Genomic DNA, 26,011 nt, shown 5'->3' with positions numbered 1-26,011 from the left:
ATGTATGTATGAACGCATTATCAAGTTGTCGTTCAATTGAAACTAAGTTTTATTTCTATAATTACAAAAAATTGAATAGCCAAATAGAATACTACTGTTTGTCTTATTAGTAGCAAGCGGGTTTGAAGCATAGTTGAACTAAATGGGCAAAAATAGGTATGTTTTTTGAAGAAAGGTTTTGCCGATAACTAAATTCGTCTAAGTACTTTTGCAAATGTTTGGGTCCGAGGCCATGGAAGGTTTTATTTATCCATTTACTAGCTTGTTTAGCGAAAATGAGCAATGGGCGAAGTCGTGTAGGGGTATAAAAACCTGTAACAATTTCAATATTTTGGGTATCAGATTCTATGTGCTGTTGTTGGAAGGCTTTTGTTTCGAAATGAGGAATATGTCTTTCTTTTGGATTCGTAAGAAGTACGTGCTTTATTTTGAGGTAGGTAAATTCATTCCATTCATTAACTGATGAGCCTATGAGAAGAAGGTGCTCTTGCGGGTGTTTGCGAACAGAAGGATTATAAGGACGTCCATAGATAGCCGAATTAATACAAACTGAGCCTGAAAGCGGAGTTTGATTATCGGAGCTATGAATCATAGAACGGATTTTATATAAGATTAGCCAGGCAGTTTTATAAGTAACCTTAATAAGTTTAGAAAGTTCGATTGCGGTCGTACCTTTATTTGTACGGGAGAAAAGAAAAAGAGCCAGCATCCACTTAGTTAGTTCAGTTCGGCTTCCCTCCATAATTGTCCCCGATATAAGAGACGTTTGATGGCGACAGTGACAGCATTCGTAAAGCGGAAGACGACGGGTAGTTGTCACATAAGCATGACTATGTTTACAACGCGGGCAGCTAAAACCTTCAGGCCACTTAGTATGAAAGATATACTCGATGCAAGCACTATCAGTGGAAAAATGATTTTGAAATTGATCAAGTGACATACTTGCAAAATTCATATGCATCTCTCCATTTGAACTAATATAGGAATATATGTTCCTATAAGTAATATACCAAACATATGATCTTATTTCAAGGGAAATGGAAATATTTGATTTGAAAATGAATGATTTTCTAATTTCTGAGTAATGGGGATAGTGTCAATAGAGGTGGTGAAAAGTTGGGTTGGAGACAAGATGAGGTGACGTGGGAAGGAAGATAACAATGAGATGAGATACAGGTACGCAGACAGGACAGGATAGGAAGGGACAAATTGTGCCGCTGAAGGATGGGTGTGAAAAGTAGATGTGGAGTCGATGGGGTGTAGAGATGAGTAAATATGGAATGGATGAGACGCAACTGGAAAGATACTATGGTGATGGGTCGCGGTGTGGACTTGCTGTAGGGAACGTGTCTTCTTTTTCACTCCATGTCCGCATAAGGTAGTACTAATTGATTTGAGTGGCTAGGGGAGGGAATGGGATGCTGCTAAGGCGACGCTGGAGAAGCAGACCTACAGGGAAAACAAACCGCAAAAAGGTGCTGTTGATCGGTCTTCTCATCTTTGTCTTATTTGGCGTGCAGTTTTTTATTTTCGTGGAACGTAATCTTAGACCTCCGCTGATGAATTTGGCAAAAGTACGCATCAAGCAGATAGCAACACAGGCGATTAATAGTGCTATTGCGGATCATGTGGCTGGAAGTACGAGTGCGGAGCAGTTAATTGATTGGAAGATGGATAAAAACGGTAAAATAACAGGCTTCATGCTTAATTATAATGAACATATGCGTATAACTGCGGATACGATTAAAACTGTCCAAGGTGAACTGAAGGATTTGCAAAGTATATCAGAGCATATTCCGGTTGGGCAAGCGATGAATAGTGCTATTCTCTCCTCATTTGGCCCGGATATACCGATTCGGCTTCTGCCAGTTGGTAATGTGAAGGTTGATCTGAATACACGTTCTCAAAATGCGGGAATCAATATGGTTATGTTTGAAGTATATGTTCGTATTATTGCTGAAGTATCTGTGATTATTCCCTTTGATTCCGATACTGAAATTGTTGAAACAGAAATTCCTATTTCATACTCACTCGTGGTTGGGGATGTCCCTACGTATTATTATGATAATAAGGGAAAACCTGTGGGTAGTAATAAGGATGCGGGTCCACCGAGTTTATCGCTGCCTAGCATTCCGAATGCGGGAACTACAACTACACCAAAGGCAGAGGGAGTTTCAACGCAAGAAAGCAATACACAAAAAGAACCGCCCCAATAAGGGAGCGGTTTTATTTTTTCTTTTTCATCCGATCTTCACGTTCCCATTTGCGAAGGGAGGGGTAAGGATCGAAGCTCCATTCGGTTAGCCCATTATCACGATAAAGCCCAAAATGAAGATGTGGTGGGAATTTACCTGATGTTCCGGGCTTACCATAACCAGAACTACCTACCCAGCCTATGGTTTGTCCAGGCTTTACAATATCATTTTCTTTGATTCCTTTTTGATAACCAGAGAGATGGGCGTAGTAATGATAAATATTGTTTACATCTCGAATACCAATCCGCCAGCCTCCGTAGGGATTCCAGCCTTTAATTTCCACAATGCCATAGCAAGTGCTTCGTACTGGAACACCATAACCAGCAAATAAATCTGTTCCTTCATGGGAACGATGCCCGCCCCACCCGCGACTGTCACCCCATGTGCTGCGATAGGAGTAATCCGCGGTCACCGGTAGTGGAAAAGCATGCTCGTAAGCATCGAGGGTACCTAGTGTGGCATAGATTGTAGCGAATTGCTTGATACGTTCAACACTGCGCGAGTTTTGATAATAATTCCACAAGTTAATTTGTAAATTTTCTTCTTGTTGGCCATTATTGCTCATTAGTGTGGCCATAGCTGCTAGTACGTCTAAATCATTGTTTCGATCTGCGATGCCGTCACCTGAACCATCTCGCCCGTAACCATGAAAGAAGGAGATGCTTCTTGGATTCGTATCTTGCTGGTCTGGATTCAATAAGCCGACCCAATCTGCTTCAGGGAAGTAAATGCTGGTAATCCCTTGATGCACGGGTCTTTTTTTCGCGATATTCATGGTTCTTTCGTACTGATCAACTGCGGCAAGGTATGCCCATGGAATGCCTGACAAGATGCTTGTTTTTTCGAATAGCTCTTTCCGCTCAGTGTTTAAGTTCGGGTTAACTTTTGACGGAGCTGCGGCAAATAATTGGTCAGATGCAGCGGCTTGGGATTCAGATCTGCCTGAAAGAGTCCCGGATTCGGTTGCTGATAGGAGGAGGCTAAGAACAAGAACCCGCGACCAAAACGGTCTGCTTTTCATCTCTATCATCCTTCCTGAAATGTTAGTTCTTAGGATGTACTTTTCTACGAATGTTTATCCCTGCATCTTTCGTTGTTATCCGATTTTTGCTATGATGCCTGTAAGAGGTGAGGATAGTGAGTTTTAATCATAGGGATGAGCATGTGGACGATAGTATGCTGTTAATTCAGGCTAATTTGGATGATATGAACCCGGAGTGGGTTTCTTATATAATGGATAAGCTTTTTGAAGTAGGTGCGAACGATGTATTTGTAGTTCCTATCATTATGAAGAAAGGCAGACCAGGGATTATGCTGAATGTGCTGGTTGAAGATGAACGACTCTCTGTTGTAGAGGAAGTGATTTTTAGCGAGACAACGACACTTGGCATCCGGTATATGCACGCTTCCTGTCATAGATTGGCTAGAGAATTCGAGCAAGTGTTAACACGATGGGGACCTTTAACGGTAAAAGTCGGTTATCATCAGGGGGAAATGGTACAATATGCACCAGAGTTCAAAGAATGCGAACAAATTGCTAAGGAGCATAAAGTTCCTTTGAAGCAGGTATATGAGGAAGTTAGGATGCAGTTCATACAGCAAAAACAAAAAAACGTCTCCTCCTGATTCAAAGGAAGAGGCGTTTTTGGCATTTTATAAATGGTTTCCGTGAAGACTCATGTATGGTGCGGGTGTGTATGTGACTGTTCATGTTGGTGGTGATGATGGTCATCATGTGTATGTCCATGTCCATGACCATGACTATGCTCATGTGCAAGGTGCTCGTGGCTTACTTGCCATTTTCCAATATAAGGATCTACTTTACCGACTACGACGCGAAGCACATTAGGTTGATTAGGTAAATCTCTTGTACCTGCACCGTAACCGATGGTATCAACGATCATAGGAGGAAAGCTTTTGGAGAACTCGTCCACGATTCCGGAAATAATTCCGGCACCAGTTGGCGTGGTCATCTCTAGGCTATAGTTAGTTGAAGCAATGGGTAACCCTCGCATCATTTCCAGTGTTGCCGGAGCGGGTACGGGATAAATACCATGATCGATATGTATCGTTCCTGAACCTAGCGGTACTGGAGAGGCAAAGATGCGCTCGACTTGTAGGGAGTCAATGGCTAAGGCTACACCTACGATATCAACAATGGAGTCAATGGCTCCGACTTCGTGGAAGTGTACTTTTTCAACGGGAATGCCATGGATTTTGGCTTCAGCAATACCGATCTTTTCAAAGATAGCTAAGCTGAGAGCTGTTACACGCTCATTGAATCCGGCCTGTTGAATGACTTGTACGATTTCTGAGTAATGACGATGATGTTTTGGTGGATGCTGTGGGTCTAGAATGACATCTAGCTTTAAGGCGGAAATACCGCGTTTAACAACGCGCTTCCATTCCAACATGTACGGCTCTAGCTTGATTTTGGTAAGCTCTTCTTCAATGTAAGCTCGATCTGCTCCCGCATCTACTAAAGCACCAAGGGTCATATCGCCGCTGATTCCTGAGAAGCAGTCTAAATATAAAATGCGCATTGTAGGATCTCACGCTCGTTTCGACATATTTTTGTTGATGAGCCCTGCATAGTAGCCGGCTCCAAAGCCGTTGTCGATGTTCACTACTGAGATTCCTGGTGAGCAGCTATTTAGCATCGACAACAAGGGGGCGATACCTGCAAGATTCGCGCCATAACCGATGCTTGTCGGCACAGCCACGATCGGTTTGGCTACTAGCCCGCCGACGACGCTGGCGAGCGCGCCTTCCATGCCGGCAACGACCACAATCGCGTTTGCACCGCGAATGAGCTCCAGCCGGCGGAAGAGCCGGTGAATGCCTGCTACTCCCACGTCGAATATACGTTCAACGTGGCTGCCTAGGCATTCTGCCGTAAGAGCCGCCTCCTCCGCCACGGGGAGGTCGGAGGTGCCTGCGCACACGACGGCGATATAGCCTTCGTGGACTTTAAGCATGGGTCGCTTAAACCAGGTCAGCGACCTCGCCGTTTCGTGGTAAGTGACACCTTCCACGGCAGCGGTAACATGGGCGGCTTTGGCCGCGTCTACGCGCGTAGCGAGCACGCGGTCGGTGTGCTCCATCAGCCGCCGGAAAATCGCCTCGATCTGCTCGGCGGTCTTGCCTTCCCCGAAAATGACCTCGGGGAAGCCCGTACGCTTCTCGCGATCGATGTCGAGCTGAGCAAATCCAAGATCAAGGTTAGCCGGGCCTGCGGCGCTGCCTTCCTTGATGATTTGCTTTTTGGCTTCTTCTACGTCCAGATCGCCCGCCTGGACGAGCTTTAGGATTTTCTCTAAGTCCATCATAAGGATGCTTCTTTCACCTTGTCTTTCGTCTCCTTGGACAGTACTTCGTTCATGCTGCCCGTGCGGTAACCTTGTAAATCGAGCGTCACGTAAGTGAAGCCAAGCTTGCTGAACTTTTCATAGATCGCATCACGGTGTTCAACGACTTTATGAATCTCATCCGGCATAACCTCGATCCGGGCAATCTTCTCATGGTGACGTACGCGCACCTGATACAATCCAAGCTGGGACAAGAAGTATTCGCCTTCGTCCAGTTGGTCGATTTTCCACTTCTCAATTTGCGTCCCGTAAGGGATACGAGAAGACAAGCAAGCAAAAGACGGTTTATTCCAAGTACTCAATCCTAGCTCTTTGGAAAGCTGTCTGATCTCGTCTTTGGTCATGCCGGACTCCTGCAAAGTACTACGGACGCCTTGCTCGTTCTTGGCTTGTAGACCCGGTCTATAATCACCGAGATCGTCCATGTTTGAGCCATCAAGAATGTAGGGGTACCCTAACTCTTTGGCGAGTTGCTGCAAATGTGAATAAAGTCCCGTTTTGCAATGGTAACAGCGATCAGGATTGTTAGCGACGAAATTCGCGTTCTCTAGTTCCTTGACCTCTGTTTTGTACAGTGGGACACCGATTTGTTCTGCTAGTAGGGCGGCGGCATCGAATTCCCGAGAAGGGAATGTTTCGGATGCTGCAGTGACGGCTAAGACTTGATCTCCTAGCTCCTGCTGCGCACGTTTGAGGACGAATGTACTGTCAACCCCTCCGGAGAAGGCGATTAATACTCGGCCCATACCTCTTAAAATTTCTCCAAGCTTGCGGTCTTTCTCTCGTGTTACTTCTTGTATGCTCATGTTTCTTCCCTCCCATACAGCTTTTACGTGATAGGTTAAGCTGTTTTGGCCATCTTGATAAGTGTATCACAACTGACTGGCAAAGTGGATTGTTTTGTCAGTCATTCATGTTATAATAACAAGAACGAGAAACCATATAAAAGGCGGGAATTATAGTGCCTCCAAAGCCATTAGAGAGAAAACCAGACTGGTTAAAAATCAATCTCAAGACAGATGAGAATTTCAAAGAAATAAAGTCAATGATGCGTTCCAAGACGCTGCATACGGTTTGCGAAGAAGCCAAATGCCCAAATATTCATGAGTGCTGGGCCAATCGTACAGCCACTTTTATGATTCTGGGCGATATTTGTACCCGAGCATGCCGATTCTGTGCAGTCAAAACAGGGCTGCCTACCGAGCTGGATCTTGAAGAGCCAGAACGTGTAGCTGATGCCGCTTTACAAATGGGACTGCGTCACTGTGTTGTCACTTCCGTAGCGCGCGATGATTTAGCGGATGGCGGCGCGAAGATATTCGCTGAGACCATCAAAGCGATACGCCGCAAATTGCCAATGTGCACAGTCGAAGTGCTGATCCCCGATTTCTTGGGCCGGGAAGAGTCACTGGCTACGGTTCTTGAGGCTAAGCCTGATATCTTGAACCATAATATGGAGACTGTTGAGCGCATGTCAGACCGCGTCCGCTCGAAGGCGAAATACCGCCGTTCTCTAGAACTGCTGGAGCGTTCGAAGCGTATTGCTCCGAACATCCCAACCAAATCCAGCGTCATGATTGGCGTAGGCGAGGAGTGGGACGAGCTGCTGCAAACGATGGAGGATTTACGCGAAGTTGGCTGCGACATTATGACGATTGGGCAGTACCTGCAGCCGTCTACAACGCATTTGGCTGTAGCCAAGTATTATACGCCTGAACAGTTTGCTATGCTCAAAGAAGAGGGCATGAAGCGTGGCTTTAAGCACGTTGAGTCGGGACCATTGGTACGCAGCTCGTACCATGCCCATGAACAGGTTCAAGCCGCATCGAACGTTTAAATTAACGAACGAATCATAGAAAGGAGAGCTTCCTACCACCATGATTCATATTGCAAATAAAACATACGAGCTTGTAACAGACCATAAGAATGGCTGGAATTTTGAAGTTTTTAAAGAACGCTTTAGCGAAGTATTGGAGCGATACGATTATATTGTCGGCGATTGGGGTTACAGCCAGTTAAGGCTGAGAGGATTTTTTAAAGAAATCCATCCGAAGGCGACAAAGGAATCATCCATCGCCGCTCTTCAAGATTACTTGAATGAGTACTGTAACTTCGGTTGCGCTTATTTCATTATCGAAAAAGTGAATGGAACAAAGCAGCAAGTGCCTTCTGAAGTGATTACAACTACTCTTTAATGTAGTTAAACCAAAAGACGCCTCTCATTCTCCAATGGAGTGAGGGGCGTCTTCTTCTTGTTTATTTCACTTCTAACCCAACAAAAGCTTCCCGAACCCTGTTCCAGAAAGGAAATGGGCGGAACCTGGCAAACTTAACTTTCACGTTAGCTGCTACACGGCAGCGGATAGAAACAACGTCGTTTCGCTGCAAGTATAAGTGATCAAGTGATAAAAGCATATTCTGCTGCGCCTTGGGATAAATGTCACAGTGATGATGCTTCGGTAAAATCATGGAAGAACCGAGTGTGCGGTAGACCCTATTGTTAATCGAGGCAATCTCTGCAATTTGAATCGCTTCGAGCGAAGGGTGGACCATTGCTCCGCCTAAGCTTTTGTTGTAAGCAGTGCTGCCAGCAGGCGAGGAGATACAGATTCCGTCACCGCGGAACATTTCGAACATTTCGTCGTTAACGTGAAGTCGAGCGACTAGTGATACTTCGATTCCTCGTATTGTAAATTCGTTGAGCGCTAGATGCGTCTCGGAGCCCTTTTCTGTCGTAATTTCAATCTCTACGACGGGGTACTGCACAACACGCAGCTCCTCGGGGGTGGTGACGCTGAACATCAATGAAGCTAGATGATCCAGCTCATCTGGTTTCCAATCTGCGAAGAAACCTAAGTGTCCTGTATGGATACCAACGAAAGCGATGTGATCAAGCTGCTGCACATATTTATGAAAAGCTTGCAGCATCGTGCCATCTCCGCCAATAGAAAGGACAATGTCCGGATTTTCTTCATCCCTCGGCATGCCATGCTGTGCGGCGAGTTTGTGGAACCGCTCTGTCAGCCCCTTGGAGATGTCATCGCCTCGTTCAATGACGTTGTATTTCAATTGGTTTCCTCCTAAGAAGTAATCGAGCAATATTTATCAATGTCCTGAAGCATTGATTCAGGTGTATGTCGGAATTCGGCGGCAACCCGATAAGAATCATTACTGAAATTCGTCACCCTAATAATTTCACCATAGGCGGTAATAGGATGGGGATACCCGGGGAGAATGAAGCTGAATTCCAAAAATAAGGGAAAGAAAAGCCGATTCGTCGTAACGAAAGAAAGACCGCTCGCGCTAATATCAAGAAGTTGTCCGGAAAAGGCGACTCCCTTGCTTGCGGATATGCCGCGAATGCCAACAATACGCAGTGTGATCGGTGTTCGAAGGGAGAGCTTAGCTCGGCTGTATTTTCTGTTCTGATGATGATGAATTTCTTCGGGAATGGATAGTGAAAGGTAACATATCGTCTTCTTTAATTCAAGTTGAATTAAATCGACATAGGCGTAATATAAAACTCCACGGTCTTTAAAAGAAAACTCAATGAAAGAAATATGCTCTAATTTGTCGAATGGAAAAATTCCGGATAGCTCTAAACAAACGGTGAATGAAGACTCTCCTATTTTATCTATGGAGAAATTTTCTTCATAGCAAAAAGGCGACCCATCTTTACATTCTCCGACAATGATCAAATGACAATCCGTATTCGGTGCGATATATGCCAATTCCAGTGCCTTATTCCAATCCATAGCATCACCAAGTGGTTAGATTTGCATTCACGAACGCATGCACATACCGTAAGTTCTCTATTCATAATAATTTATAAAAGAAAATAAGAAAAGCCCCAAACGGGGCTTTATCTAGGAATTCACGTATTTACTGCCACGATAATGTGCTGGTCACTAAGGAAAGTTCAAAGGAATGTGCGAAGTTAGATGAGATGGGGCGCACGCGAATAGAGAAGTGAGGCCCATGAATGAGATGCGATGGAATGGTCGCTTTATAGCTCTGCATCTGTTCAATCAGTTCGCCTAAAGGTTCCATTGGAATAATTTTTTGCTCCCAAGTTTCGCCATTTTCCTCATAATAAATGACTTCTACTGCCGTATCTTGCGGCCAAATGGGGCCGAAGTGAACTTGTGTCGTAATTTCCTTCGTTGATGGTTTTATCTCGTTTAACGGCACTTCCGTAGATAATTTGGCAGAGCGGTCATCGATGCCAATGATTTTCACGTGATACCAGTTCGAACGGATGAACTGTTTGTAATCGGCAACTTTTGTTGCAACATCATAGTGATTAGAAACAAAGAGTCGGGCTCGCTGAGCTGTAGGCAAATAGGTGAGTTCTGTGTAGTCTTGCACCATGCGATGCGTGTTATAGACCGGGCTTAGCGATTGAATAGAACGCTTCATGCGGCTGATCCATTGATGCGGGAGTGCTCCTTGATTGTAGTACAGCGGAATAATTTCTTTCTCTAAAATGTGATAGATGGCTTGTGTATTTTCTTTCTCTTGTGCAGCCCAGTCAGCCGCTCCTGTGGAACCGATAGCCCAGCCGTTCGCACCGTTGTAGCCTTCCTCCCACCAGCCATCGAGTACACTAAAATTAAGTACCCCGTTCATGGCGGCCTTTTGACCGCTCGTTCCACTGGCCTCAAGAGGTCTACGGGGGTTATTTAACCATACGTCTACCCCTTGTACGAGGTAACGGGCCATATTCATGTCATAGTTTTCGAGAATAACGATTTTTCCGACGAATTCTTTCATTTGCGAAACGCGATAAATTTCACGGATAAGCTCTTGACCTGGGTAATCTGCAGGGTGAGCCTTACCAGCAAAAATAAATTGTACGGGTCTCTCGGGATCATTGATGATCTTCTTAAGGCGGTACAAATCATTAAAAATGAGATTAGCTCGCTTGTAGGTCGCAAACCTTCTGGCAAATCCAATGGTTAATGCCTTGGGATTCAAATACTGTCTGACTTCCTCAATCCGCTCTTCTGATTCCCCATTGCGCTTGCGCTGCTCGAACAAATTTCGTCTGGCGTAACGAACTAGATCTTCTTTCAGTTGTTGATGCACTTTCCAGATGGACTCGTCTGGAATGACCTCGATTTGCGCCCACTGGTGCTTATTAGCTTGTTCTTCCCGCCATGAACCAGGCAGGAAACGATCAAGCAGTTCTTTCCATTGCGGCGCTGTCCATGTATCCAGATGGACACCATTCGTAATGGAGCTAATGGGAACTTCGCTTGCATCGATATGACCGTGAAATTCTTTGAACATTTCTCGAGATACTTGACCGTGCAGCTTACTGACCCCATTGCGCAGTCCGGCTGTATTCATGGCCAAATGGGTCATATTGAATTGACCCGTATGGTGATCGAGCCCTAGTGCTACAATGTCCTGTTTGTGCCGTGAGAGCTCACTTAGGAGAGGCCCGAGATAGTGTTCCACCATCTCGATGGAGAAGGTATCATGCCCCGCAGGTACAGGCGTATGGGTAGTAAATACAGTGGCTGAGCGAACGGTTTCAACCGCCACATGAAACGGAAGACCTAGATGCAGAAGCTCCTTCAGACGCTCCAACGTGAGGAAAGCCGCGTGCCCTTCGTTAATATGGTACACGTTAGGGTAGATGTTAAGCCGCCGAAGCGCCTTGACGCCTCCAATGCCTAGAACCATTTCCTGTGCAATCCGCGTATCTTGATTGCCCCCATACAGCTGAGCGGTCAGCTCTTTGTCCGCTGGATTGTTGGCTTCATGATCGGCATCCAGCAAAAAGATCGAATTACGACCGACACGTACACGCCAAACCTGTAGGGTGATGGCGCGACCAGGCATATCAATGGAAACGACGAGCTGCTGGCCATTTTGCAGGACGGGTTCGATTGGAAGCTTGGTGAAGTCATAAGGATATAGTTCACTTTGTTGACCACCGGAGGCATCAATTTTCTGCGTGAAATAGCCTTTTTTATAAAGAAGTCCAACACCGATCAAAGGGATACCCAAATCACTTGCAGATTTCGTATGGTCACCAGCTAAGATTCCCAGTCCTCCTGAATAAATCGGCAATGATTCATGAAAGCCGAACTCCGCGGAGAAGTAAGCAATTTGTACATGACCCTGGTCCGGATGCTTCTCCTGAAACCAAGTGGTGCCGTTCATATAAGCATCGAATTTGGCAATTACTTGTTGATAGTTTGCTACAAAATCTTGATTTCCGCTAAGGGCCTCGATCTGTGAATTGTCTAACAGGTGAAGTAAACGAACAGGATTATGGCCGCATTGATCCCATTTTGCAGGATCCATTTGTGCAAAAAGCTGTAAGGCGTCATGGTTCCAACTGAACCATAAGTTGAATGATAACTCAGTTAAACGCTCAATCGTTGGAGGCAAAAGTTTCGTTTCTTGGGGGAAGGCTGCTTGCATATCTGGATGTTCTCTCCCTTTATCATCATGATCGTGGTTACCCATATTATCTTGTTCCACCAACCTTTTCATACACCAGTTTAAGTAAGGAATATGCAGCAAAGAGTCCGACAATGACAGAAAAAGCACCAAGGAAGACCGTTCCGCTAATTGGCAGCATAAGCCTTAAATAGCTAAGAACAGGAGAAGCCGAATCATATTGAGGTAAGAAAACGGATTTGGTTTCACGAAAAATCTGCATAGGCTCCCAAAAAACGAGAACAATAGCAGCTGAGAGCAAGGCATGGATGAAGCGAGCGGTGACAAATGGCAAATAACGCAGATTCGTATGGCTTAATAGGCTAACTATTTGAGCATGAACGGACATGCCGCCCCATGACAAAATGAAAGCGCCGATAGCCACTTTGCTGGAGAGCGCGAGCGACGCTGGAGCATTCCCGGCAGCCTTCGCCCCGAGTGTCACCTCAAACAAACCATTCATTACTGCTTGTGATAACTCATGGGGGAGTCCTGTGATTTGCAGGATGGAGGTTATGAGCAGGTAGATCACATTCATGACTTTAGCTGCTGTTAAGACTTCTAAAACAACAGAGAAGAAGACAACTAATCCACCTACTACGAAAATCAAGCTGAGCGACTGAAGAATGGACTGACTCAGTAGTGTTCCTATGGATCTGCCATCGTTGATTCGAGCGCTGTGCATCGCTTCAAAAGCACGCTTCCAGACCCCGCCTTTGCTCTTAGTCTCCTGCGCTGTAGGCAGGCTCTTCCTGCCGTGAAATCGCATCATTAAACCTATAAGCACGGATCCTCCGTAATGAGCAACAGCCAAGATCATTGCCAAAGAAGCATCGTGGAAGAAGCCTATCGAAACGGCTCCGATTAAGAAAATCGGATCGGAGCTTGTTGTGAACGCAACAAGTCGTTCACCTTCCTCTCGGTTGACAAGCTTCTGCTCCCACAGCTGGGAGGTTAACTTAGCGCCGACCGGGTAACCTGCAGCGAAGCCCATGGCCATTACAAAGCCACCGATGCCAGGGATACGGAAGACGGGACGCATCATTGGATCGAGCAGCATACCGAAGAAATGAACGATACCGAAGCCAAGCATAATTTCGGATATGACGAAGAAAGGGAAAAGTGCGGGAAAGAGCACATCCCACCAAATGGAAACGCCGCGCAAGGCTGCTTGAAGACCGTCATGAGGGAACGCAAGTAAGCATAGAATAATGGCAACAACAACAAAAGCCATGAGTAACGCAGCCGTGAAATTTCGTTTCCGCATGAGATTGGATACCTCCTCCTACTCAACTATATGAACGGGATGGGACATACATGCCGTCCCAAAATACTTAGACTTTGGTACTGTTCATGGTCTGGTTTTATGGTAAAATAGAACTAGTAAAGTCTTATATCCTAGGCAGCGGGAGTGATTCAAATGACAGGTGTCATTGCTGGTTTGGTTGTATGTATGTTCGTATTTGTCATTCGAGAAACGCTCATGCATGCAGGGGATGAGGATTTAGAAAACTATTAAAGTGATTATGAATAGCGAGGTTTACCCTAATGTCAGAAAGTGATCGCAGCACGTTGTACGAATTGATGGGGGGAGCGGAGACGGTACGCCGACTCGTGGAAGCCTTTTATCCAAAAGTTCAGCAGAATCCATTGTTATCGCCTCTGTTCCCTTCCGATATAGGACCAGTTATAGATAAACAGTTCATGTTTTTAAGTCAGTTTTTTGGTGGTCCAACCTTGTATTCAGATACACATGGACATCCGATGATGAGAGGTAGACATATGGCATTTCCGATTACAGTAGAACGTGCAGATGCCTGGTTAAGCTGTATGTCGGAAGCCATGGTGGAAGTCGGACTACCGGCTGATTTGCGGGATTTTTTACTTGAACGTCTTAAAGGCTCTGCCTATCATTTTATAAACACATCTGAAGGAGAATAGTTCTTCTTTCCTACATACAACATTAGTGAAGGCGGGGTTTCAATGATGGTTGAACCTTTATATGAAATTTCAGTGAAGTGCACATATTGCGAGAATTCCTACAAAACGATGAAGGTTCGCCCGAGTTTCAAGAAAGCTAGCAAAACTGATACGGATTTCTGTGTTCATTATAAAGACATCAACCCCGACTTTTATGTCGTGAGGGTCTGTCCGTTTTGCGGATATGCCCATACGGAAAACTTTTCGGATAAATGGAAACCGACGCAGAGGGAAGTCTTTTACGAGAGAGTGGCTCAAAACTGGTCAATGCGCAATTATTGCGGAGAAAGAACCTGGGAAGATACGCTTCTGAGTTACAAGTTAGCCCTTCTTAGCGCGCAGATTAGAGATGAGAAATCGCGTGTTATAGCAGGTCTTCTACACCATTTGGCTTGGTTGTATCGTTCCAAAGGAGACTGGGAGCAGGAGGAACGTTTCCTAACGTTTGCCTTGGACGCATATGTCAGTGTGTATGAAACAGAAGGTTTGGATCTCAATAATGCTCGACTCATGTACTTAATAGGAGAGCTCAATCGCAGATTAAGCCGCTTCAATGAGGCGGTCAAATGGTTTTCACGCATTATTAATGACCGCAAAATTATGGATGCTGGTATGATTAGAGCAAGCCGTGAACAATGGATAGCAACCCGCGAAGATATGCTTGCTATTCGTATGGAGCTGCCAGACGAAATGAAACAAGCTACATAGTGAATATTGCCGTATTAATCAAATGAACGCTTATCTATTCTTGGGGTTGATTTCAATCCCTTGAATGGTTAAGCGTTCATTTTTTCATTGATTAATTGTACTCTTTTGAAAAGGGTAGAACGGTTTTTACCGCGATGCTTAGATTCATAAAGCGCATGATCCGCTTCAGAGATGATTCGTTTCAGTTCTGCCTGAGGTTCCTCTGCAGTTGAAATTCCTATTGAGATCGTTATTGGTGCAGAATCCGTAAGGTTCTTATGGTGGAACGTATCAGCGACTATGGAGCATAGCTGCTCTGCATATTTGCTTAGCCGTAGGGGATCAATCTCTGAGCTGAGAAGAATAAATTCTTCACCTCCATATCTGGCCAAATAATCCTGTTCATGGATATGGTGTCGTAAAACACTGCTGATCTCGCGGAGCAGCTGATCACCTTCCAGATGTCCAAACTGATCATTGTATTGCTTGAAATTATCTAAATCAATCATCATGATGGATACTCTGCGTTTGTGAAGCGCATTGCTGGCAATCGGCATAAAGCTGCGCAGATTCGGTAGCTTGGTTAGGCTGTCTTGATTGGCTTGCATTTCTAACTGGCGCTGCAGCCGCCAACTTTTATTCTCATCATTGACCATGACGATAATGATGATGAAAGTAGCTGACATGATGGCCAGCATAAACAATTGATCTAAGGCGTATGGCCATGATAGGTTGCTCTCTAGAAGCTCGTGTATGAGTAAGCGAAGGAGGAAGACGAATGAGCATATTTGGAGCCCATGTCGAATAGGAATGTCCAAGAAACCGCTGCGGTATTCTTTGTTGTGAAACAAGGAGCTAATCAGTGCTGGGACAAGCAGTTCTTGTGCGATGATGAACCAGGCATGGCTTCCTTGCGTGAAGAGGGTAAGGCTCGAAGGTAATACAGTCGATAACAGGGCAACAGGCAGTCCATAACGCAAGCCTGCCATAAAGATAGGGACAGAACGTAAATCAATCAGGACAAACAGCTCTGGTAGGGGGACCAGCATCATGATGATGCTGGCTAATCCTGTGAGCAATGGTGCAATCAAGTGCTCATAAGAATCGATAAGCATCTTGCTGCGAACTTTCATTGCCATGTAATTTAACGTAACTAACGTACATGCGCTTGTCAAAGGAACGAGGTACTCATTCATACGGACTCTTTCTACTCCTTGCGCTTGGAAGCTACGATTCATTTGCGTATTGCGGTGTCCGCCAATAAATAATCGCGATCTGTGTCGACGAGCGTCAACTTATTATGGCAGCAAGGAAACACAAGCAGCTTTTTTTTACCTTCGTGAATGGATGTCAGTTCGTGAATTTTCAACGGCAGCAGCACATTGGGGCTATGGCAAAAGGGACATTGGGCCACATAAATGTCCTTCATAATAATGTCATAAGGCCAAGTGTTAGCGAAAGGGATCAAAGCTTACTTCGATTCTGGATCGCTATTTTCCGTAGAGGAAGCTTTAGCGAGCTCCGCTAATTTTTGCAGTAAAATATGTTGTGGCATATGCATGAGATGTTCTAAAGGCACCTTAAGTTGTTCAGCTAGCTTAATGGCCGTTTCTGGAGAAATTTGTAACGGTTTCATAATTTGAAATCACCCATCCTGTTCCGAATATATGGTGTGGGAACTACCTATAATTGAATCATACTTTTTACCTAGAAGCAATGAGCAAGATGAGTATTATTGGCGATCAGGTGGCGTTTATGATTTAATAAAAGATGGAAAGGAAAGGTGATAGCTTTGCTTAATTTACCTCTTAATCAAACATGGAATTTAGAAAACTTTTTTCCTGGGGGAAGCGAGTCTCCTGCATTCGCAGCTCATCTGAAAGAGCTTCAAGCATCGATTGCTGCTTTTCAAGAACAAGTACGAAATACCCCTTCACCACAACAGGCAGAAGATACAGCTTCGCTAGAAAGACTGATCGAATTGTTTCAGCATAATTTAAAGCATATCCATGAGGCGGATTCTTTCGTAGGCTGCTTGCTAGCGGATAACCAGAAGGATAAGAAAGCGCCTGTACTTAGCGGACAGGTCAAAAGCTTGTTTGCAGAGCATTTATCTTCGCTCACCCATTTTGATCAAGTTCTGACGGGGATACCTGATGATGTATGGTCTGCTCTACTGCAGAAAGAGCCGTTCAAAGCCATTGCTTTTCCGCTCCATGAGCGACGTGCCTTAGCCCAAGAGAAGTTGCCGCCTGAGCAGGAAGCCTTAATTAATGATTTGGCCGTAGATGGCTATCATGGGTGGGGAGATCTGTACAATACGACCGTTGGTCAATTCCGTATGCCTGTGGAGGTTGACGGTAAACAGGTGGAGCTATCTGCCGGTCAAGCGTTTAATAAACTGCATACAGAGAATCGTGAAGAACGACTGGATCTGTTTGAAAAATGGGAACAAGCATGGACGGATAAAGAGGAATATTGTGCCGAAGCATTAAACCATCTAGCAGGTTTCCGTCTTCAGGTTTATAAATACAGAGGTTGGAAAAGTATACATAAAGAGCCGCTTGCTATCAATCGTATGGAAGAGAAAACGTTGAATGTCATGTGGGAAGTGATCGACCGGAACAAAGATATTTTCGTTGCTTATTTGAACCGTAAAGCGAAACTGCTTGGCGTTGATAAGTTGGCTTGGGTTGACGTGGATGCGCCACTGGGCGATTCCTCGAAGAAAATTTCTTATGACGATGGTGCTAGTCTAATTATCGATCAATTTAAACAGTTCAGTCCGAAGCTGGCAGCTTTTTCGGAAGAAGCCTTTGAGAAGCGCTGGATCGAAGCTGAGGATCGAGCAGGGAAGCGACCTGGAGGCTTCTGTACTTCTTTCCCGATAGCGGGTGAGACTCGTATCTTCATGACCTATGGCGGAACGCTAAACAATGTTTCTACACTAGCCCATGAACTAGGTCATGGCTACCATCAGCATGTCATGACGGATATGCCTGCGTTAGCACAGGAGTATGCGATGAACGTCGCTGAGACAGCCTCTACCTTCGCTGAAATGATTGTAGCGGACGCAGTCGTGAAGAGTGCCTCAACAGATGAAGAACGCATCATTTTACTCGAGGATAAAATCCAGCGCGCGATCGCTTTCTTCATGAATATCCATGCGAGATTCATCTTCGAGACGAACTTTTACGAAGCACGAAGTCAAGGTTTAGTTAGCGTTGAGCGTTTGAATGAGCTCATGGTGGATGCACAGAAGCTTGCTTATAAAGATGCTTTAAGCAGCTATCACCCGCATTTCTGGGCGGCTAAGCTGCATTTCTATGCGACGGATGTACCTTTCTATAATTTCCCTTACACGTTTGGCTACCTGTTTAGTGCAGGTATTTACGCGAGAGCGGTGCAGGAAGGCGCAGCTTTTGAAGAAAAATACATCTCTTTGCTTAGAGACACAGGCAGCATGAACGTGGAGGAGCTTGCTCAGAAACATCTCAGCGTTGATCTGACAGAGCCGGATTTCTGGCAAAGCGCAGTCGATATGGCAGCTCAAGATGTGAAGCAGTTCATGGAACTAACAGAAGCTAAAGTTCAAGTATAAAAAAAGGCTTTCCCATGATCGAAGTGGGAAAGCCTTTTTTGTGCAATAAAAGCTTATAGTTTGAAAATCTGAATCGTCTGTTGTAATTGTGTGACTACACGCGTCATCTCTTCGGCTTGTGTCACGATCCCTTGTACCGTAGCAATCTGCTCATTCATAGAAGCAGAAACTTCTTGTGTACCAGCTGCTGATTCCTCCGTGATCGCCGATATGTTCTCCATCGCCGCAGCGATTTGTTCGGAGCTTGTCAGCATTTGCTCGCTTTCTTCCGCGAAGCGAGTAATTTCTTCCGAAATAAAGCCTACGCTTCCGACGATCTCAGCGAAAACAATTTCGGTTTGCTCGATTAACACGGTTTGTTTTTTTACGACATCTTCGTTCACTTGAATACTGCGAATGGCTTCTTGAATGCCTTGCTCGATGCTCTTCACGAAACCGAATACTTCACGTGTAAGAGAGGTTGACTCTTCAGCTAGCTTGCGCACTTCCTGAGCGACGACTGCAAAGCCCCGGCCATGTTCGCCAGCTCTAGCAGCTTCGATGGAAGCGTTGAGGGACAAGAGGTTCGTTTGCTCAGCAATCTCGGAAATGGAACGAGTAACGCTGCTGATGCCTTCGGCTTGACGAGCCAGCATGTCGATTGTATCAGACACCTGCTGTGTAACTTCTACATTTCGTTTCATACCGATGCCTTGACTTTCAACGGACGTGCGTCCTTTTTCTACAAGGGTCATCATCTGATCCGAGCGATCTTTCATTTCTTTCGCAGAACCGGCATAATTGACGATTCTGACTTCAATGTCTTTGGAGGTGATCGAAACACCAGAAACTTCTTCTGAAATTTGCCCGGCACCCGAGGCCAGCTCATGGGCCGAAATACTCACTTGTTCTAGGACTGTACGGAAGCTTTCATTTTTAACATAAATATCGCGGCTTGTTTGAAAAACCTGCTTCGAAATTGTTCCTGTGTCGCGAAGAATTTCGCGTAGTTTATCTATCATTTTATTAAAAGATTGACCAAGCTGTCCAAGTGTATCATCTGAGGTTACGGTTACTTTTTGAGAGAAGTCTCCTTTGGAAATGTTGAGCGCTATTCGGGATAAATCAGCAATGGGTTCCGTTAGCTGATTCTCGAACCATCGAATAAACGGGTAGCTGCCTCCAAGAATAATAAGTAGGAATATGATACCAAGTAAGCGATTCCAATCTGAAGCAAATGTAACAATTAGCATGAAGAGTGAATTCAAACCAATAAGTGCATAACAACCAAGTTGTAGTTTCTTTCTGAACGATAAGGATGATACTTTATCCAATCCGACCGACTCCTCTGCGAAATTTGTTTATTTGTGTTGGAATCCATGATGTGTGTTTGCAAATTATAACATTGAATTTGGAAATATTCTACATCATTTCGACAAATATCGTTCGTTTCTTACAACTGAAATGGGAATAATATTAACGTTACATAAAAAATAGTAAGAATTGTGTGAATAATGTAAATAAACTGTTGAATTATGTAAATGGTGTGAGTATAATAGGTCTACAGTCGCATAAATTACATAATAAGTAAAAAAATAAAACTTAAGGAGGAAAGTAATGAATTTGGATCAAATGCCACTCGCTAGACAAATCGATTTGGTGTTTAGAAAGATCAAAGAAGAATTATCTCATGTGAATTCCGGTACTGTGTTTGTTCACATTCGCAACAACGAAATTGGTAAATTCGGTATTAAGCACCTTCCGTTTGAAAGTAAGGACGGCGTATTGCCTGCAACCACGACCAAAGGTTTGACGGAGCTGCAATATCAATCCTTTCGGCAGATGGCGATTGAATCTTTGAAACGGAAGAAAAGTTGGACCCATGGTGAAATTTTGTTCGATTTCACCATTAGGCAAAACATGGTGTCTGCAAGTATTATGTTTGAAAGTAATTATAATATGGCTAATTTTGCAAGGACGATTTAGCACTTATACCTTTTATCGCAAACAACCCCGGTCACGTTGATGACCGGGGTTGTTCATTATTTATGGGGCAGAACGCGACCCTTTCCGTAAGGGATACACATGGGTGTGCGGAAAATAGGATCAGGCGCAACGCTGCATTTCATATCGAACACATCTAGTAACAGCTGCTCGTTCACGATGTCTTCTGGTTTACCCTCTGCATACACAGAACTATCCTTAATGGCTACGATGTGATGGGCATAACGGCAGGCCAGATTGATGTCATGCAGCACCATAACGATCGTGCGTTGTTCGTTCTCATTCAGCTCGAAGAGTAAATCCAGTACCTCAATCTGATGGGTTAGGTCCAGATAGGTAGTGGGCTCATCGAGGAGCAGTGTAGGGGTGTCCTGAGCCAGTGTCATGGCGATCCAAGCTCTTTGACGCTGCCCGCCAGATAAGGAATCCACATTGCGATCCGCGTAGGTGAGCATATTCGTAAGCTGGAGGGCATGCATGACTTTACTTTCGTCTTCTGATGACCATTGCTGCAGCCAACTTTGATAAGGGTAGCGTCCTTGCTTCACGAGCTGTCGTACGGTAAGCCCTTCGGGCGCGGAAGGTCCTTGTGGGAGGATAGCCATTTTCCGGGCTACCTCTTTTGTGGAGAGTTTGGCGATTTCCATGCTATCCAGTAGGATTGCGCCTGATTTCGGCTTCAGCAGTCTAGCAAGGGAACGTAGAAGTGTTGATTTCCCACAGCCGTTGCTGCCAATAAATACGGTAATTTTGCCTTTAGGTATTTGTAAATTCAAGCCGTGGAAGATCGTTGTCTCTCCATATGTTAACTGAAGCGATTGTGCTTCTAGTGCTTTTTCCAGGGTCGGCATAGGTCTATTCTCCTTTAAGTAAAACCGTTGTTGTTAACCGCGATTTCTACTGCGATATAGCACATAGATGAAGATAGGGGCGCCGATAGCTGCTGTGAATACACCTGCTGGAATATCGAGCGGTTTGAATAAGAAGCGTCCTGCTAAATCAGCTAATAACAAAAGCAGGGAACCAGTCAACGCGGACACAGGGATAAGCGCGCCGAAGCTTGGACCTACGAGCTTACGGGAAATGTGCGGAGCCATGAGACCAATGAAATTGATCGCACCACCGAAAGCGACTGCAGCCCCTGATAGTGCAACGCTAAGTATGATCAATAGGAAGCGTTGACGTTGGACGTTGCTTCCAACACTACGGGCGATATCTTCACCTAAGGACTGTATGGTAATGTGCCGCGCATACAAGAAGATGATGGGAATTAATACCACGACCCAAGGTAAGAGCGGGTAAACCGCTTTTTTCCAGGAAACTCCGTAAATACTGCCAGTCATAAAAGTCAGAGATTGATTAGCCAGTATAATCGGTCCGGAAAGCAGCATGAGATAGGAGAGTGCGCTCATCGCAGCTGTAAGTCCCGTACCAATAAGGACAAGCCGCAGAGGCGTGATCCCATTTTTCCATGAGAGTGAATAGACCAGTAATGTAGCAGCAAAAGCGCCAATAATAGCTGCAACTGGCAGCCAATGAATACTGATTTTATCTGAGAAAAAAAAGAAAAAAGAAACAGCTCCAAGCGTAGCCCCGCCCGTTGTGCCAATCGTATCCGGCGAGGTTAGCGGATTTCGTACAATTCCCTGCAGGATGGCTCCGGCTACACCAAGCGATGCACCAATCAAGACAGCAACAATGACTCTAGGTAGACGCAAAGTCCTGACGATCATCGTGTTAGGATCAGTCCCGTAACCAAATACAGCGCGAACGACTTCAGCAGGTTTGATATAGATACTTCCTATTCCCGTACTCAGAATCATCACGATGATGACGGCAAGGAGTAGAAAAAGAGAAACAATCAGAGATTTCTTACTGATCAGATAAGAGAAGCCCTTTTTTCGAATGGTGACATAACGATGGGAATGACTCATTTCAGAAGTCCCCCTTTACGAGCGATATAGATGAAAAAGGGTACTCCGAGAATGGCTGTCGCTACACCGACATGAACTTCCTTAGGCATAACAATGAAACGAGCTATAATGTCAGCTCCAACTAAAAGAATACCGCCTAGAACCGCACAATACGGAATGACCCAGCGATAATCGATTCCAACAAGAAAGCGAACGATATGTGGAATGATAATCCCTACGAAAACAATCGGACCGGCAACAGCAACAGAGCCTCCGGCAAGAATGACAATCACAACTGCGGTAATGAATTTCACGTATACGGTGCGTTGTCCAAGCCCTTTGGCTACATCATCCCCCATAGATAATATGTTGATGTGCGGTGATAAGAATATAGCACCAATCCAAGCGATTAGGATATAAGGGTAAACGGATTGGAGCATGGCCATTGTCCGTCCTTCGACGGATCCGACAAGCCAATATAAGACCTGGTCAAAGGCTTTGCCATTTCCAAGCAAGATACCTTGGGTTAATGAAGCGAAAAATGCCGTCATTGCTGAGCCTGCTAGCGTAATTTTCATTGGGGTTAAGCCGTCGCGGCCTAAGGAACCGAGTCCATAGACAAGCGCAGAGCTGAATGCAGCACCGACAAAAGCAATCCATGTAAACTGAGTAAGGCTGGAAACATTAAAAAATCCAACGGATAACACGATGGCAAAGGCAGCGCCTGAATTAATGCCGAACATACTTGGGGAAGCCAGCGGATTCCGTGTAATAGCTTGCATAAGCGCGCCTGCAACGGCCAAGCTTCCTCCTACGAGTGCAGCTATCAAGGCTCTTGGGATGCGTACGGTTTGGATGATGATAGCCTCGTTTGTTGGTTTGGCTGCTTGCGCAAAGGAGGTCATAATTTGATCCCATGAATACGTATGTAGTCCGAACGTGACGCTGCTGAGCATCATTGCAGCCAACAAGCAGCAAGCTGCGAGTAATCCAATACTTTTATAGAAATGGTGAAGACGTTCTTTGCTTGAATAACTTGAATGGTTCATGAATGAGTGCCTGCTTCCTTAAATGCTGCTTCATTTATTTTAATGAGTCTGACTAGCGAAGTCAACGAATATGATAATCATTATCAATATAGATTGACAGGCAGGTGATAAATTAGTAATATGTGATAGATAATGATAATCGTTATCATCAATTGACTGCGTGGAGGGAACTCATTTATATGTTTGGAAAAAGAAATCGTCAACAAGGAAGAGCTTGGGCTCTTATTGCACTTATGTTTATTTTGTCCGTTGTTTTGACGGCTTGTGGAGAAAAGCCAAGTTCACAGCCTTCAGCTTCAGCAGCACCTCAAGAATCAGCGAAGGCGGATAGTCTTCGAACCATTAAACATGCCATGGGAGAAACGCCCGTACCGGCGAATCCAAAGCGTGTTGTCATTTTGACCAATGAAGGAACGGAAGCACTTCTAGCGTTAGGCATTAAACCGGTTGGTGCGGTTGAGTCTTATTATGGCAACCCATGGTTTGATCATATTAAAGCTGATATGCAGGGTGTGACAACAGTCGGTGGTGAATCACAGCCGAATTTGGAATTGATCGCATCGCTTAAACCCGATTTAATCATTGGCAATAAGATGCGTCATGAGAAAGTCTATGATCAATTAAAAGCCATTGCTCCAACGGTCTACTCGGAGACGCTGCGCGGTGAGTGGAAAAGTAATTTCCTTTTATACGCTGATACACTAAATAAAAAAGCTGAAGGCGATAAAGTCATCGCAGCTTTCGATAAACGCATTGAGGATTTCAAAAGCAAGGCAGGCGATAAGCTGAAAGAGAAAGTGGCTGTCGTTCGTTTTATGGGTGGCAAAACCAGATACTATTACGGCAATATGTTCACGGGTGTTATTTTTAAACAAATCGGTATCGTTCGCTCGGATGCTAAGAGTGATGAGAAATCGTTCGAAGACATTACCAAGGAGCGTCTAACGGAGCTTGATGCTGCGGATAAAGTGTTTTATTTTACTTATGAGACCGGAGATGGCAAAGGGACCAAGCAAGAGCAGGAATGGATGAATGACCCGCTCTGGAAAAATCTTAAAGTGGTAAAAGAAAATAAGTTAATCAAAGTGAATGATGCGACTTGGAATACAGCCGGCGGTGTCAAAGCGGCGAACATTATGCTGGATGATTTGTATAACCTATATCAAGTTAAGCCTTAAAACGACGGGGCTGTCCCAAAAGTAGATAAAAATCTACTTGGGGACAGTCCCTTTTTTGCCTATTGACCTTCTGGGGACATTCGAATCGGTATTCAGAACGAATTTCATAGTTCCATTGGATTTTTCCAATGGAATCTGCTCTCAGGCTTCGAAATTCTTCTATTGGAAATAATCCAATGGAATTGACTTTTAGGCCGCCAAATTCCAAATTCTATTGGATTAATCCAATGGAATTAGGAGGCTTGATGCGAGATTCGCAAAGTAGGAGCTGAATTGGTGAATTAGAAAGGCAAGTTGTAGCTATGGGCTTTGAGGTTTTGTGCGTTTGAGCAGCCGAAAAGCGAGCCGAAAGCGCCTTTTTGGCGCTCTTAGGCAGCGTTGAGGTTTGTTGTAGAGCTGAGAGCGCCGAAATGGCGCTTAAAGTTGTGGGCGTTGAGGTTTTGTGTGTTTGAGGAGCCGAAAAGCGAGCTGAAAGCGCCTTTTTGGCGCTCTCAGGCGGCGTTGAGGTTAGTTGTAGAGCTGAGAGCGCCAAAATGGCGCTTAAAGCTGTAGGTTTTGAGGTTTTGTATGTTTGAGGAGCCGAAAAGCGAGCCGAAAGCGTCTTTTTGGCGCTCTCAGGCGGCGTTGAGGTTAGTTGTAGGGCTGAGAGCGCCAAAATGGCGCTTATTTGTGCACCAGTCACCACACGGATGTAAATATCCTAATATAAAAACTTTGTTCACACATCTTGACAACTTCATAGAATTCATACTATGATTCACCTGTCTGATAGGTACACAGGTTCGAAGATAAGGGGAAAAATCGATGCCGAAAATTCAGAAATACAATGTTCATGAACTAGTAGCACAAGAAATTCAACGATATATTGAGGAACATGCTTTGAAAGAGGGAGACAAGCTGCCTTCCGCCGGAGAACTAACCGCGATGTTTGGTGTTGGCCGTTCGTCCTTGCGGGAAGCTCTGCGATATTTGGAAGCCGTTGATATTGTTCGTGTAGAGAACGGCAAGGGTATTTTTGTGCGTGACGTTGATACGTTTCGTTTCACCGGCAAAGTGAAGGTGGAGAACGAGAAGAAGTTCTTACTTTCCATTCTTGATGTGCGTCGGGCACTCGAGGGCAAGGCAGTGGAGCTATCGGCACGCAATATCAATGCTAATCAATTGAAAGAGTTGGAAAAAATCTTACAAGAATATAAAAGGCTGAAAGATAGCGGGAAAGATACCTCGCAAATCGACCTTGCTTTTCACCAACACATTATTAAATCCTCAGGTAATCCGATCCTGGAAAGCGTTATTAACTCCATGAGCGGACTTTATCAAAAGTTTTTCAACGATCCGCTTGGAGAGAAGCGCTTATTTGACGAGACCTATCCTTTCCATCATACGATTTACGAGGGGATTTCTCAGCATGATCCAGAAAGAGCGACAAGCGAGTTTCATCAAATGATGGATATTATCGAGAAACTGATCAAAACCTATTAAAAAAATTGTCGATTTTTTTACTTGACGGAGAAAGCGGTATCAATTATGATCAACCTATC

26 protein-coding genes are annotated in these 26,011 nt (G+C 44.8%); 10 read left to right on the top strand and 16 right to left on the bottom strand.

The annotated features are described in order from the left end of the window. Positions 1-106 precede the first annotated feature (106 nt). Positions 107-955 (bottom strand): transposase, encoded by an 849-nt coding sequence (locus GC102_RS30395; RefSeq protein WP_171692810.1) that lies wholly within the window; start codon positions 953-955, stop codon positions 107-109. Between the two features lie 463 nt (positions 956-1,418). On the opposite strand from GC102_RS30395, the gene yunB reads away from it, so the two are divergent. Next, positions 1,419-2,216 (top strand): sporulation protein YunB, encoded by a 798-nt coding sequence (gene yunB, locus GC102_RS30390; protein ID WP_246321199.1) that lies wholly within the window; start codon positions 1,419-1,421, stop codon positions 2,214-2,216. A gap of 10 nt (positions 2,217-2,226) precedes the next feature. On the opposite strand, the gene GC102_RS30385 is transcribed toward yunB, so the two are convergent. Then, positions 2,227-3,276, bottom strand: coding sequence for a M23 family metallopeptidase (locus tag GC102_RS30385; RefSeq protein WP_376769423.1), 1,050 nt, complete (start codon positions 3,274-3,276; stop codon positions 2,227-2,229). A gap of 116 nt (positions 3,277-3,392) precedes the next feature. Between GC102_RS30385 and larC2 the strand changes: the two genes are divergently transcribed. Then, positions 3,393-3,881: a nickel pincer cofactor biosynthesis protein LarC2 gene (larC2, locus tag GC102_RS30380; protein ID WP_171692808.1), complete on the top strand. Its 489-nt coding sequence runs from the start codon at positions 3,393-3,395 to the stop codon at positions 3,879-3,881. 50 nt (positions 3,882-3,931) lie between these two features. On the opposite strand, the gene larC is transcribed toward larC2, so the two are convergent. The 3 genes from larC to larE are packed head-to-tail and all read right to left on the bottom strand — an operon-like array spanning position 3,932 to position 6,429. Then, complete coding sequence (gene larC / locus GC102_RS30375; RefSeq protein ID WP_171692807.1) at positions 3,932-4,798, bottom strand: nickel pincer cofactor biosynthesis protein LarC; 867 nt, start codon at positions 4,796-4,798, stop codon at positions 3,932-3,934. 9 nt (positions 4,799-4,807) lie between these two features. Then, entirely contained in the window at positions 4,808-5,584 is a 777-nt protein-coding gene (gene larB, locus GC102_RS30370; protein WP_171692806.1) for a nickel pincer cofactor biosynthesis protein LarB, read from the bottom strand. Continuing rightward, on the bottom strand, positions 5,581-6,429 hold the full coding sequence (gene larE, locus GC102_RS30365) for an ATP-dependent sacrificial sulfur transferase LarE (protein ID WP_171692805.1): 849 nt from the start codon (positions 6,427-6,429) through the stop codon (positions 5,581-5,583). The genes larB and larE overlap by 4 nt, the downstream gene beginning before the upstream one ends. Positions 6,430-6,584: 155 nt before the next feature. Between larE and lipA the strand changes: the two genes are divergently transcribed. Next, positions 6,585-7,460 carry a lipoyl synthase gene (lipA, locus tag GC102_RS30360; protein WP_171692804.1) on the top strand — a complete coding sequence of 292 codons (876 nt, stop codon included), beginning with the start codon at positions 6,585-6,587 and terminating at the stop codon, positions 7,458-7,460. Between the two features lie 40 nt (positions 7,461-7,500). Then, positions 7,501-7,818 carry a YutD family protein gene (locus GC102_RS30355; RefSeq protein WP_171692803.1) on the top strand — a complete coding sequence of 106 codons (318 nt, stop codon included), beginning with the start codon at positions 7,501-7,503 and terminating at the stop codon, positions 7,816-7,818. Positions 7,819-7,879: 61 nt separating this feature from the next. On the opposite strand, the gene GC102_RS30350 is transcribed toward GC102_RS30355, so the two are convergent. From GC102_RS30350 to spoVV, 4 genes are all read right to left on the bottom strand, one after another. Continuing rightward, a complete protein-coding gene (locus GC102_RS30350; RefSeq protein WP_171640932.1) occupies positions 7,880-8,692 on the bottom strand; it encodes an NAD kinase in 813 nt (270 codons plus the stop codon). An 11-nt stretch (positions 8,693-8,703) separates the two neighbouring features. Next, positions 8,704-9,378, bottom strand: coding sequence for a flagellar brake protein (locus tag GC102_RS30345; protein WP_171692802.1), 675 nt, complete (start codon positions 9,376-9,378; stop codon positions 8,704-8,706). A gap of 127 nt (positions 9,379-9,505) precedes the next feature. After that, a complete protein-coding gene (gene glgP / locus GC102_RS30340) occupies positions 9,506-12,106 on the bottom strand; it encodes an alpha-glucan family phosphorylase (protein WP_246321198.1) in 2,601 nt (866 codons plus the stop codon). Between the two features lies 1 nt (position 12,107). After that, positions 12,108-13,346, bottom strand: coding sequence for a dipicolinic acid transporter SpoVV (gene spoVV / locus GC102_RS30335; protein WP_171692801.1), 1,239 nt, complete (start codon positions 13,344-13,346; stop codon positions 12,108-12,110). Positions 13,347-13,627: 281 nt separating this feature from the next. Here spoVV and GC102_RS30330 point away from each other — a divergent pair, with 281 nt between their 5' ends. Further along, positions 13,628-14,020, top strand: coding sequence for a globin domain-containing protein (locus GC102_RS30330; protein WP_171692800.1), 393 nt, complete (start codon positions 13,628-13,630; stop codon positions 14,018-14,020). A gap of 42 nt (positions 14,021-14,062) precedes the next feature. Next, positions 14,063-14,767, top strand: a complete 705-nt coding sequence (locus GC102_RS30325; protein WP_171692799.1) for a DUF2225 domain-containing protein — start codon at positions 14,063-14,065, stop codon at positions 14,765-14,767. A 68-nt stretch (positions 14,768-14,835) separates the two neighbouring features. On the opposite strand, the gene GC102_RS30320 is transcribed toward GC102_RS30325, so the two are convergent. The 3 genes from GC102_RS30320 to GC102_RS30315 are packed head-to-tail and all read right to left on the bottom strand — an operon-like array spanning position 14,836 to position 16,382. Next, complete coding sequence (locus GC102_RS30320) at positions 14,836-15,942, bottom strand: diguanylate cyclase (protein ID WP_171692798.1); 1,107 nt, start codon at positions 15,940-15,942, stop codon at positions 14,836-14,838. A gap of 38 nt (positions 15,943-15,980) precedes the next feature. Further along, complete coding sequence (locus GC102_RS39710; protein WP_082562640.1) at positions 15,981-16,214, bottom strand: hypothetical protein; 234 nt, start codon at positions 16,212-16,214, stop codon at positions 15,981-15,983. Between the two features lie 3 nt (positions 16,215-16,217). After that, on the bottom strand, positions 16,218-16,382 hold the full coding sequence (locus GC102_RS30315; protein ID WP_171692797.1) for a YycC family protein: 165 nt from the start codon (positions 16,380-16,382) through the stop codon (positions 16,218-16,220). A gap of 156 nt (positions 16,383-16,538) precedes the next feature. Here GC102_RS30315 and GC102_RS30310 point away from each other — a divergent pair, with 156 nt between their 5' ends. Beyond that, a complete protein-coding gene (locus GC102_RS30310; RefSeq protein WP_171692796.1) occupies positions 16,539-18,347 on the top strand; it encodes a M3 family oligoendopeptidase in 1,809 nt (602 codons plus the stop codon). A gap of 53 nt (positions 18,348-18,400) precedes the next feature. On the opposite strand, the gene GC102_RS30305 is transcribed toward GC102_RS30310, so the two are convergent. Continuing rightward, on the bottom strand, positions 18,401-19,660 hold the full coding sequence (locus GC102_RS30305) for a methyl-accepting chemotaxis protein (protein ID WP_171692795.1): 1,260 nt from the start codon (positions 19,658-19,660) through the stop codon (positions 18,401-18,403). A gap of 283 nt (positions 19,661-19,943) precedes the next feature. On the opposite strand from GC102_RS30305, the gene GC102_RS30300 reads away from it, so the two are divergent. After that, a complete protein-coding gene (locus GC102_RS30300) occupies positions 19,944-20,312 on the top strand; it encodes an O-methyltransferase (protein WP_171692794.1) in 369 nt (122 codons plus the stop codon). Positions 20,313-20,368: 56 nt separating this feature from the next. Here the strand turns inward: GC102_RS30300 and GC102_RS30295 are convergent, their stop codons facing one another. From GC102_RS30295 to GC102_RS30285, 3 genes are read right to left on the bottom strand one after another with little or no spacing between them, the layout of a single operon-like run. Beyond that, the gene (locus tag GC102_RS30295) at positions 20,369-21,181 is read right to left on the bottom strand and encodes an ABC transporter ATP-binding protein (RefSeq protein WP_171692793.1); all 813 of its coding nucleotides are present in this window, start codon (positions 21,179-21,181) and stop codon (positions 20,369-20,371) included. 33 nt (positions 21,182-21,214) lie between these two features. After that, a complete protein-coding gene (locus tag GC102_RS30290) occupies positions 21,215-22,264 on the bottom strand; it encodes a FecCD family ABC transporter permease (RefSeq protein ID WP_171692792.1) in 1,050 nt (349 codons plus the stop codon). Further along, positions 22,261-23,292, bottom strand: a complete 1,032-nt coding sequence (locus GC102_RS30285; RefSeq protein WP_246321197.1) for a FecCD family ABC transporter permease — start codon at positions 23,290-23,292, stop codon at positions 22,261-22,263. The genes GC102_RS30290 and GC102_RS30285 overlap by 4 nt, the downstream gene beginning before the upstream one ends. A gap of 179 nt (positions 23,293-23,471) precedes the next feature. Here GC102_RS30285 and GC102_RS30280 point away from each other — a divergent pair, with 179 nt between their 5' ends. Continuing rightward, entirely contained in the window at positions 23,472-24,470 is a 999-nt protein-coding gene (locus GC102_RS30280; RefSeq protein WP_171692791.1) for an ABC transporter substrate-binding protein, read from the top strand. A gap of 804 nt (positions 24,471-25,274) precedes the next feature. Beyond that, entirely contained in the window at positions 25,275-25,952 is a 678-nt protein-coding gene (locus GC102_RS30275) for a FadR/GntR family transcriptional regulator (protein ID WP_171692790.1), read from the top strand. Positions 25,953-26,011: the final 59 nt, after the last annotated feature.

The sequence above is a fragment of the Paenibacillus germinis genome, from assembly GCF_013141785.1.
Taxonomy (GTDB): domain Bacteria; phylum Bacillota; class Bacilli; order Paenibacillales; family NBRC-103111; genus Paenibacillus_E; species Paenibacillus_E phytorum.
The sequence above is the reverse complement of the archived record's forward strand: the minus strand, read 5'-3'. Positions and strand labels throughout refer to the sequence as shown.

Coding starts and splice junctions, on each gene's coding strand:
- spoVV (WP_171692801.1), bottom strand. CDS start 13,346: ATGCGGAAACGAAATTTCACGGCTGCGTTACTCATGGCTTTTGTTGTT.
- GC102_RS30275 (WP_171692790.1), top strand. CDS start 25,275: ATGCCGAAAATTCAGAAATACAATGTTCATGAACTAGTAGCACAAGAA.
- GC102_RS30345 (WP_171692802.1), bottom strand. CDS start 9,378: ATGGATTGGAATAAGGCACTGGAATTGGCATATATCGCACCGAATACG.
- GC102_RS30330 (WP_171692800.1), top strand. CDS start 13,628: ATGTCAGAAAGTGATCGCAGCACGTTGTACGAATTGATGGGGGGAGCG.
- GC102_RS30300 (WP_171692794.1), top strand. CDS start 19,944: ATGAATTTGGATCAAATGCCACTCGCTAGACAAATCGATTTGGTGTTT.
- GC102_RS30280 (WP_171692791.1), top strand. CDS start 23,472: ATGTTTGGAAAAAGAAATCGTCAACAAGGAAGAGCTTGGGCTCTTATT.
- GC102_RS30395 (WP_171692810.1), bottom strand. CDS start 955: ATGAATTTTGCAAGTATGTCACTTGATCAATTTCAAAATCATTTTTCC.
- yunB (WP_246321199.1), top strand. CDS start 1,419: ATGCTGCTAAGGCGACGCTGGAGAAGCAGACCTACAGGGAAAACAAAC.
- GC102_RS30320 (WP_171692798.1), bottom strand. CDS start 15,942: ATGAATGAGTACCTCGTTCCTTTGACAAGCGCATGTACGTTAGTTACG.
- larE (WP_171692805.1), bottom strand. CDS start 6,429: ATGAGCATACAAGAAGTAACACGAGAGAAAGACCGCAAGCTTGGAGAA.
- glgP (WP_246321198.1), bottom strand. CDS start 12,106: ATGGGTAACCACGATCATGATGATAAAGGGAGAGAACATCCAGATATG.
- larB (WP_171692806.1), bottom strand. CDS start 5,584: ATGATGGACTTAGAGAAAATCCTAAAGCTCGTCCAGGCGGGCGATCTG.
- GC102_RS30325 (WP_171692799.1), top strand. CDS start 14,063: ATGATGGTTGAACCTTTATATGAAATTTCAGTGAAGTGCACATATTGC.
- GC102_RS30315 (WP_171692797.1), bottom strand. CDS start 16,382: ATGAAACCGTTACAAATTTCTCCAGAAACGGCCATTAAGCTAGCTGAA.
- larC (WP_171692807.1), bottom strand. CDS start 4,798: ATGCGCATTTTATATTTAGACTGCTTCTCAGGAATCAGCGGCGATATG.
- GC102_RS30295 (WP_171692793.1), bottom strand. CDS start 21,181: ATGCCGACCCTGGAAAAAGCACTAGAAGCACAATCGCTTCAGTTAACA.
- GC102_RS30290 (WP_171692792.1), bottom strand. CDS start 22,264: ATGAGTCATTCCCATCGTTATGTCACCATTCGAAAAAAGGGCTTCTCT.
- GC102_RS30285 (WP_246321197.1), bottom strand. CDS start 23,292: ATGAACCATTCAAGTTATTCAAGCAAAGAACGTCTTCACCATTTCTAT.
- GC102_RS30385 (WP_376769423.1), bottom strand. CDS start 3,276: ATGAAAAGCAGACCGTTTTGGTCGCGGGTTCTTGTTCTTAGCCTCCTC.
- GC102_RS30355 (WP_171692803.1), top strand. CDS start 7,501: ATGATTCATATTGCAAATAAAACATACGAGCTTGTAACAGACCATAAG.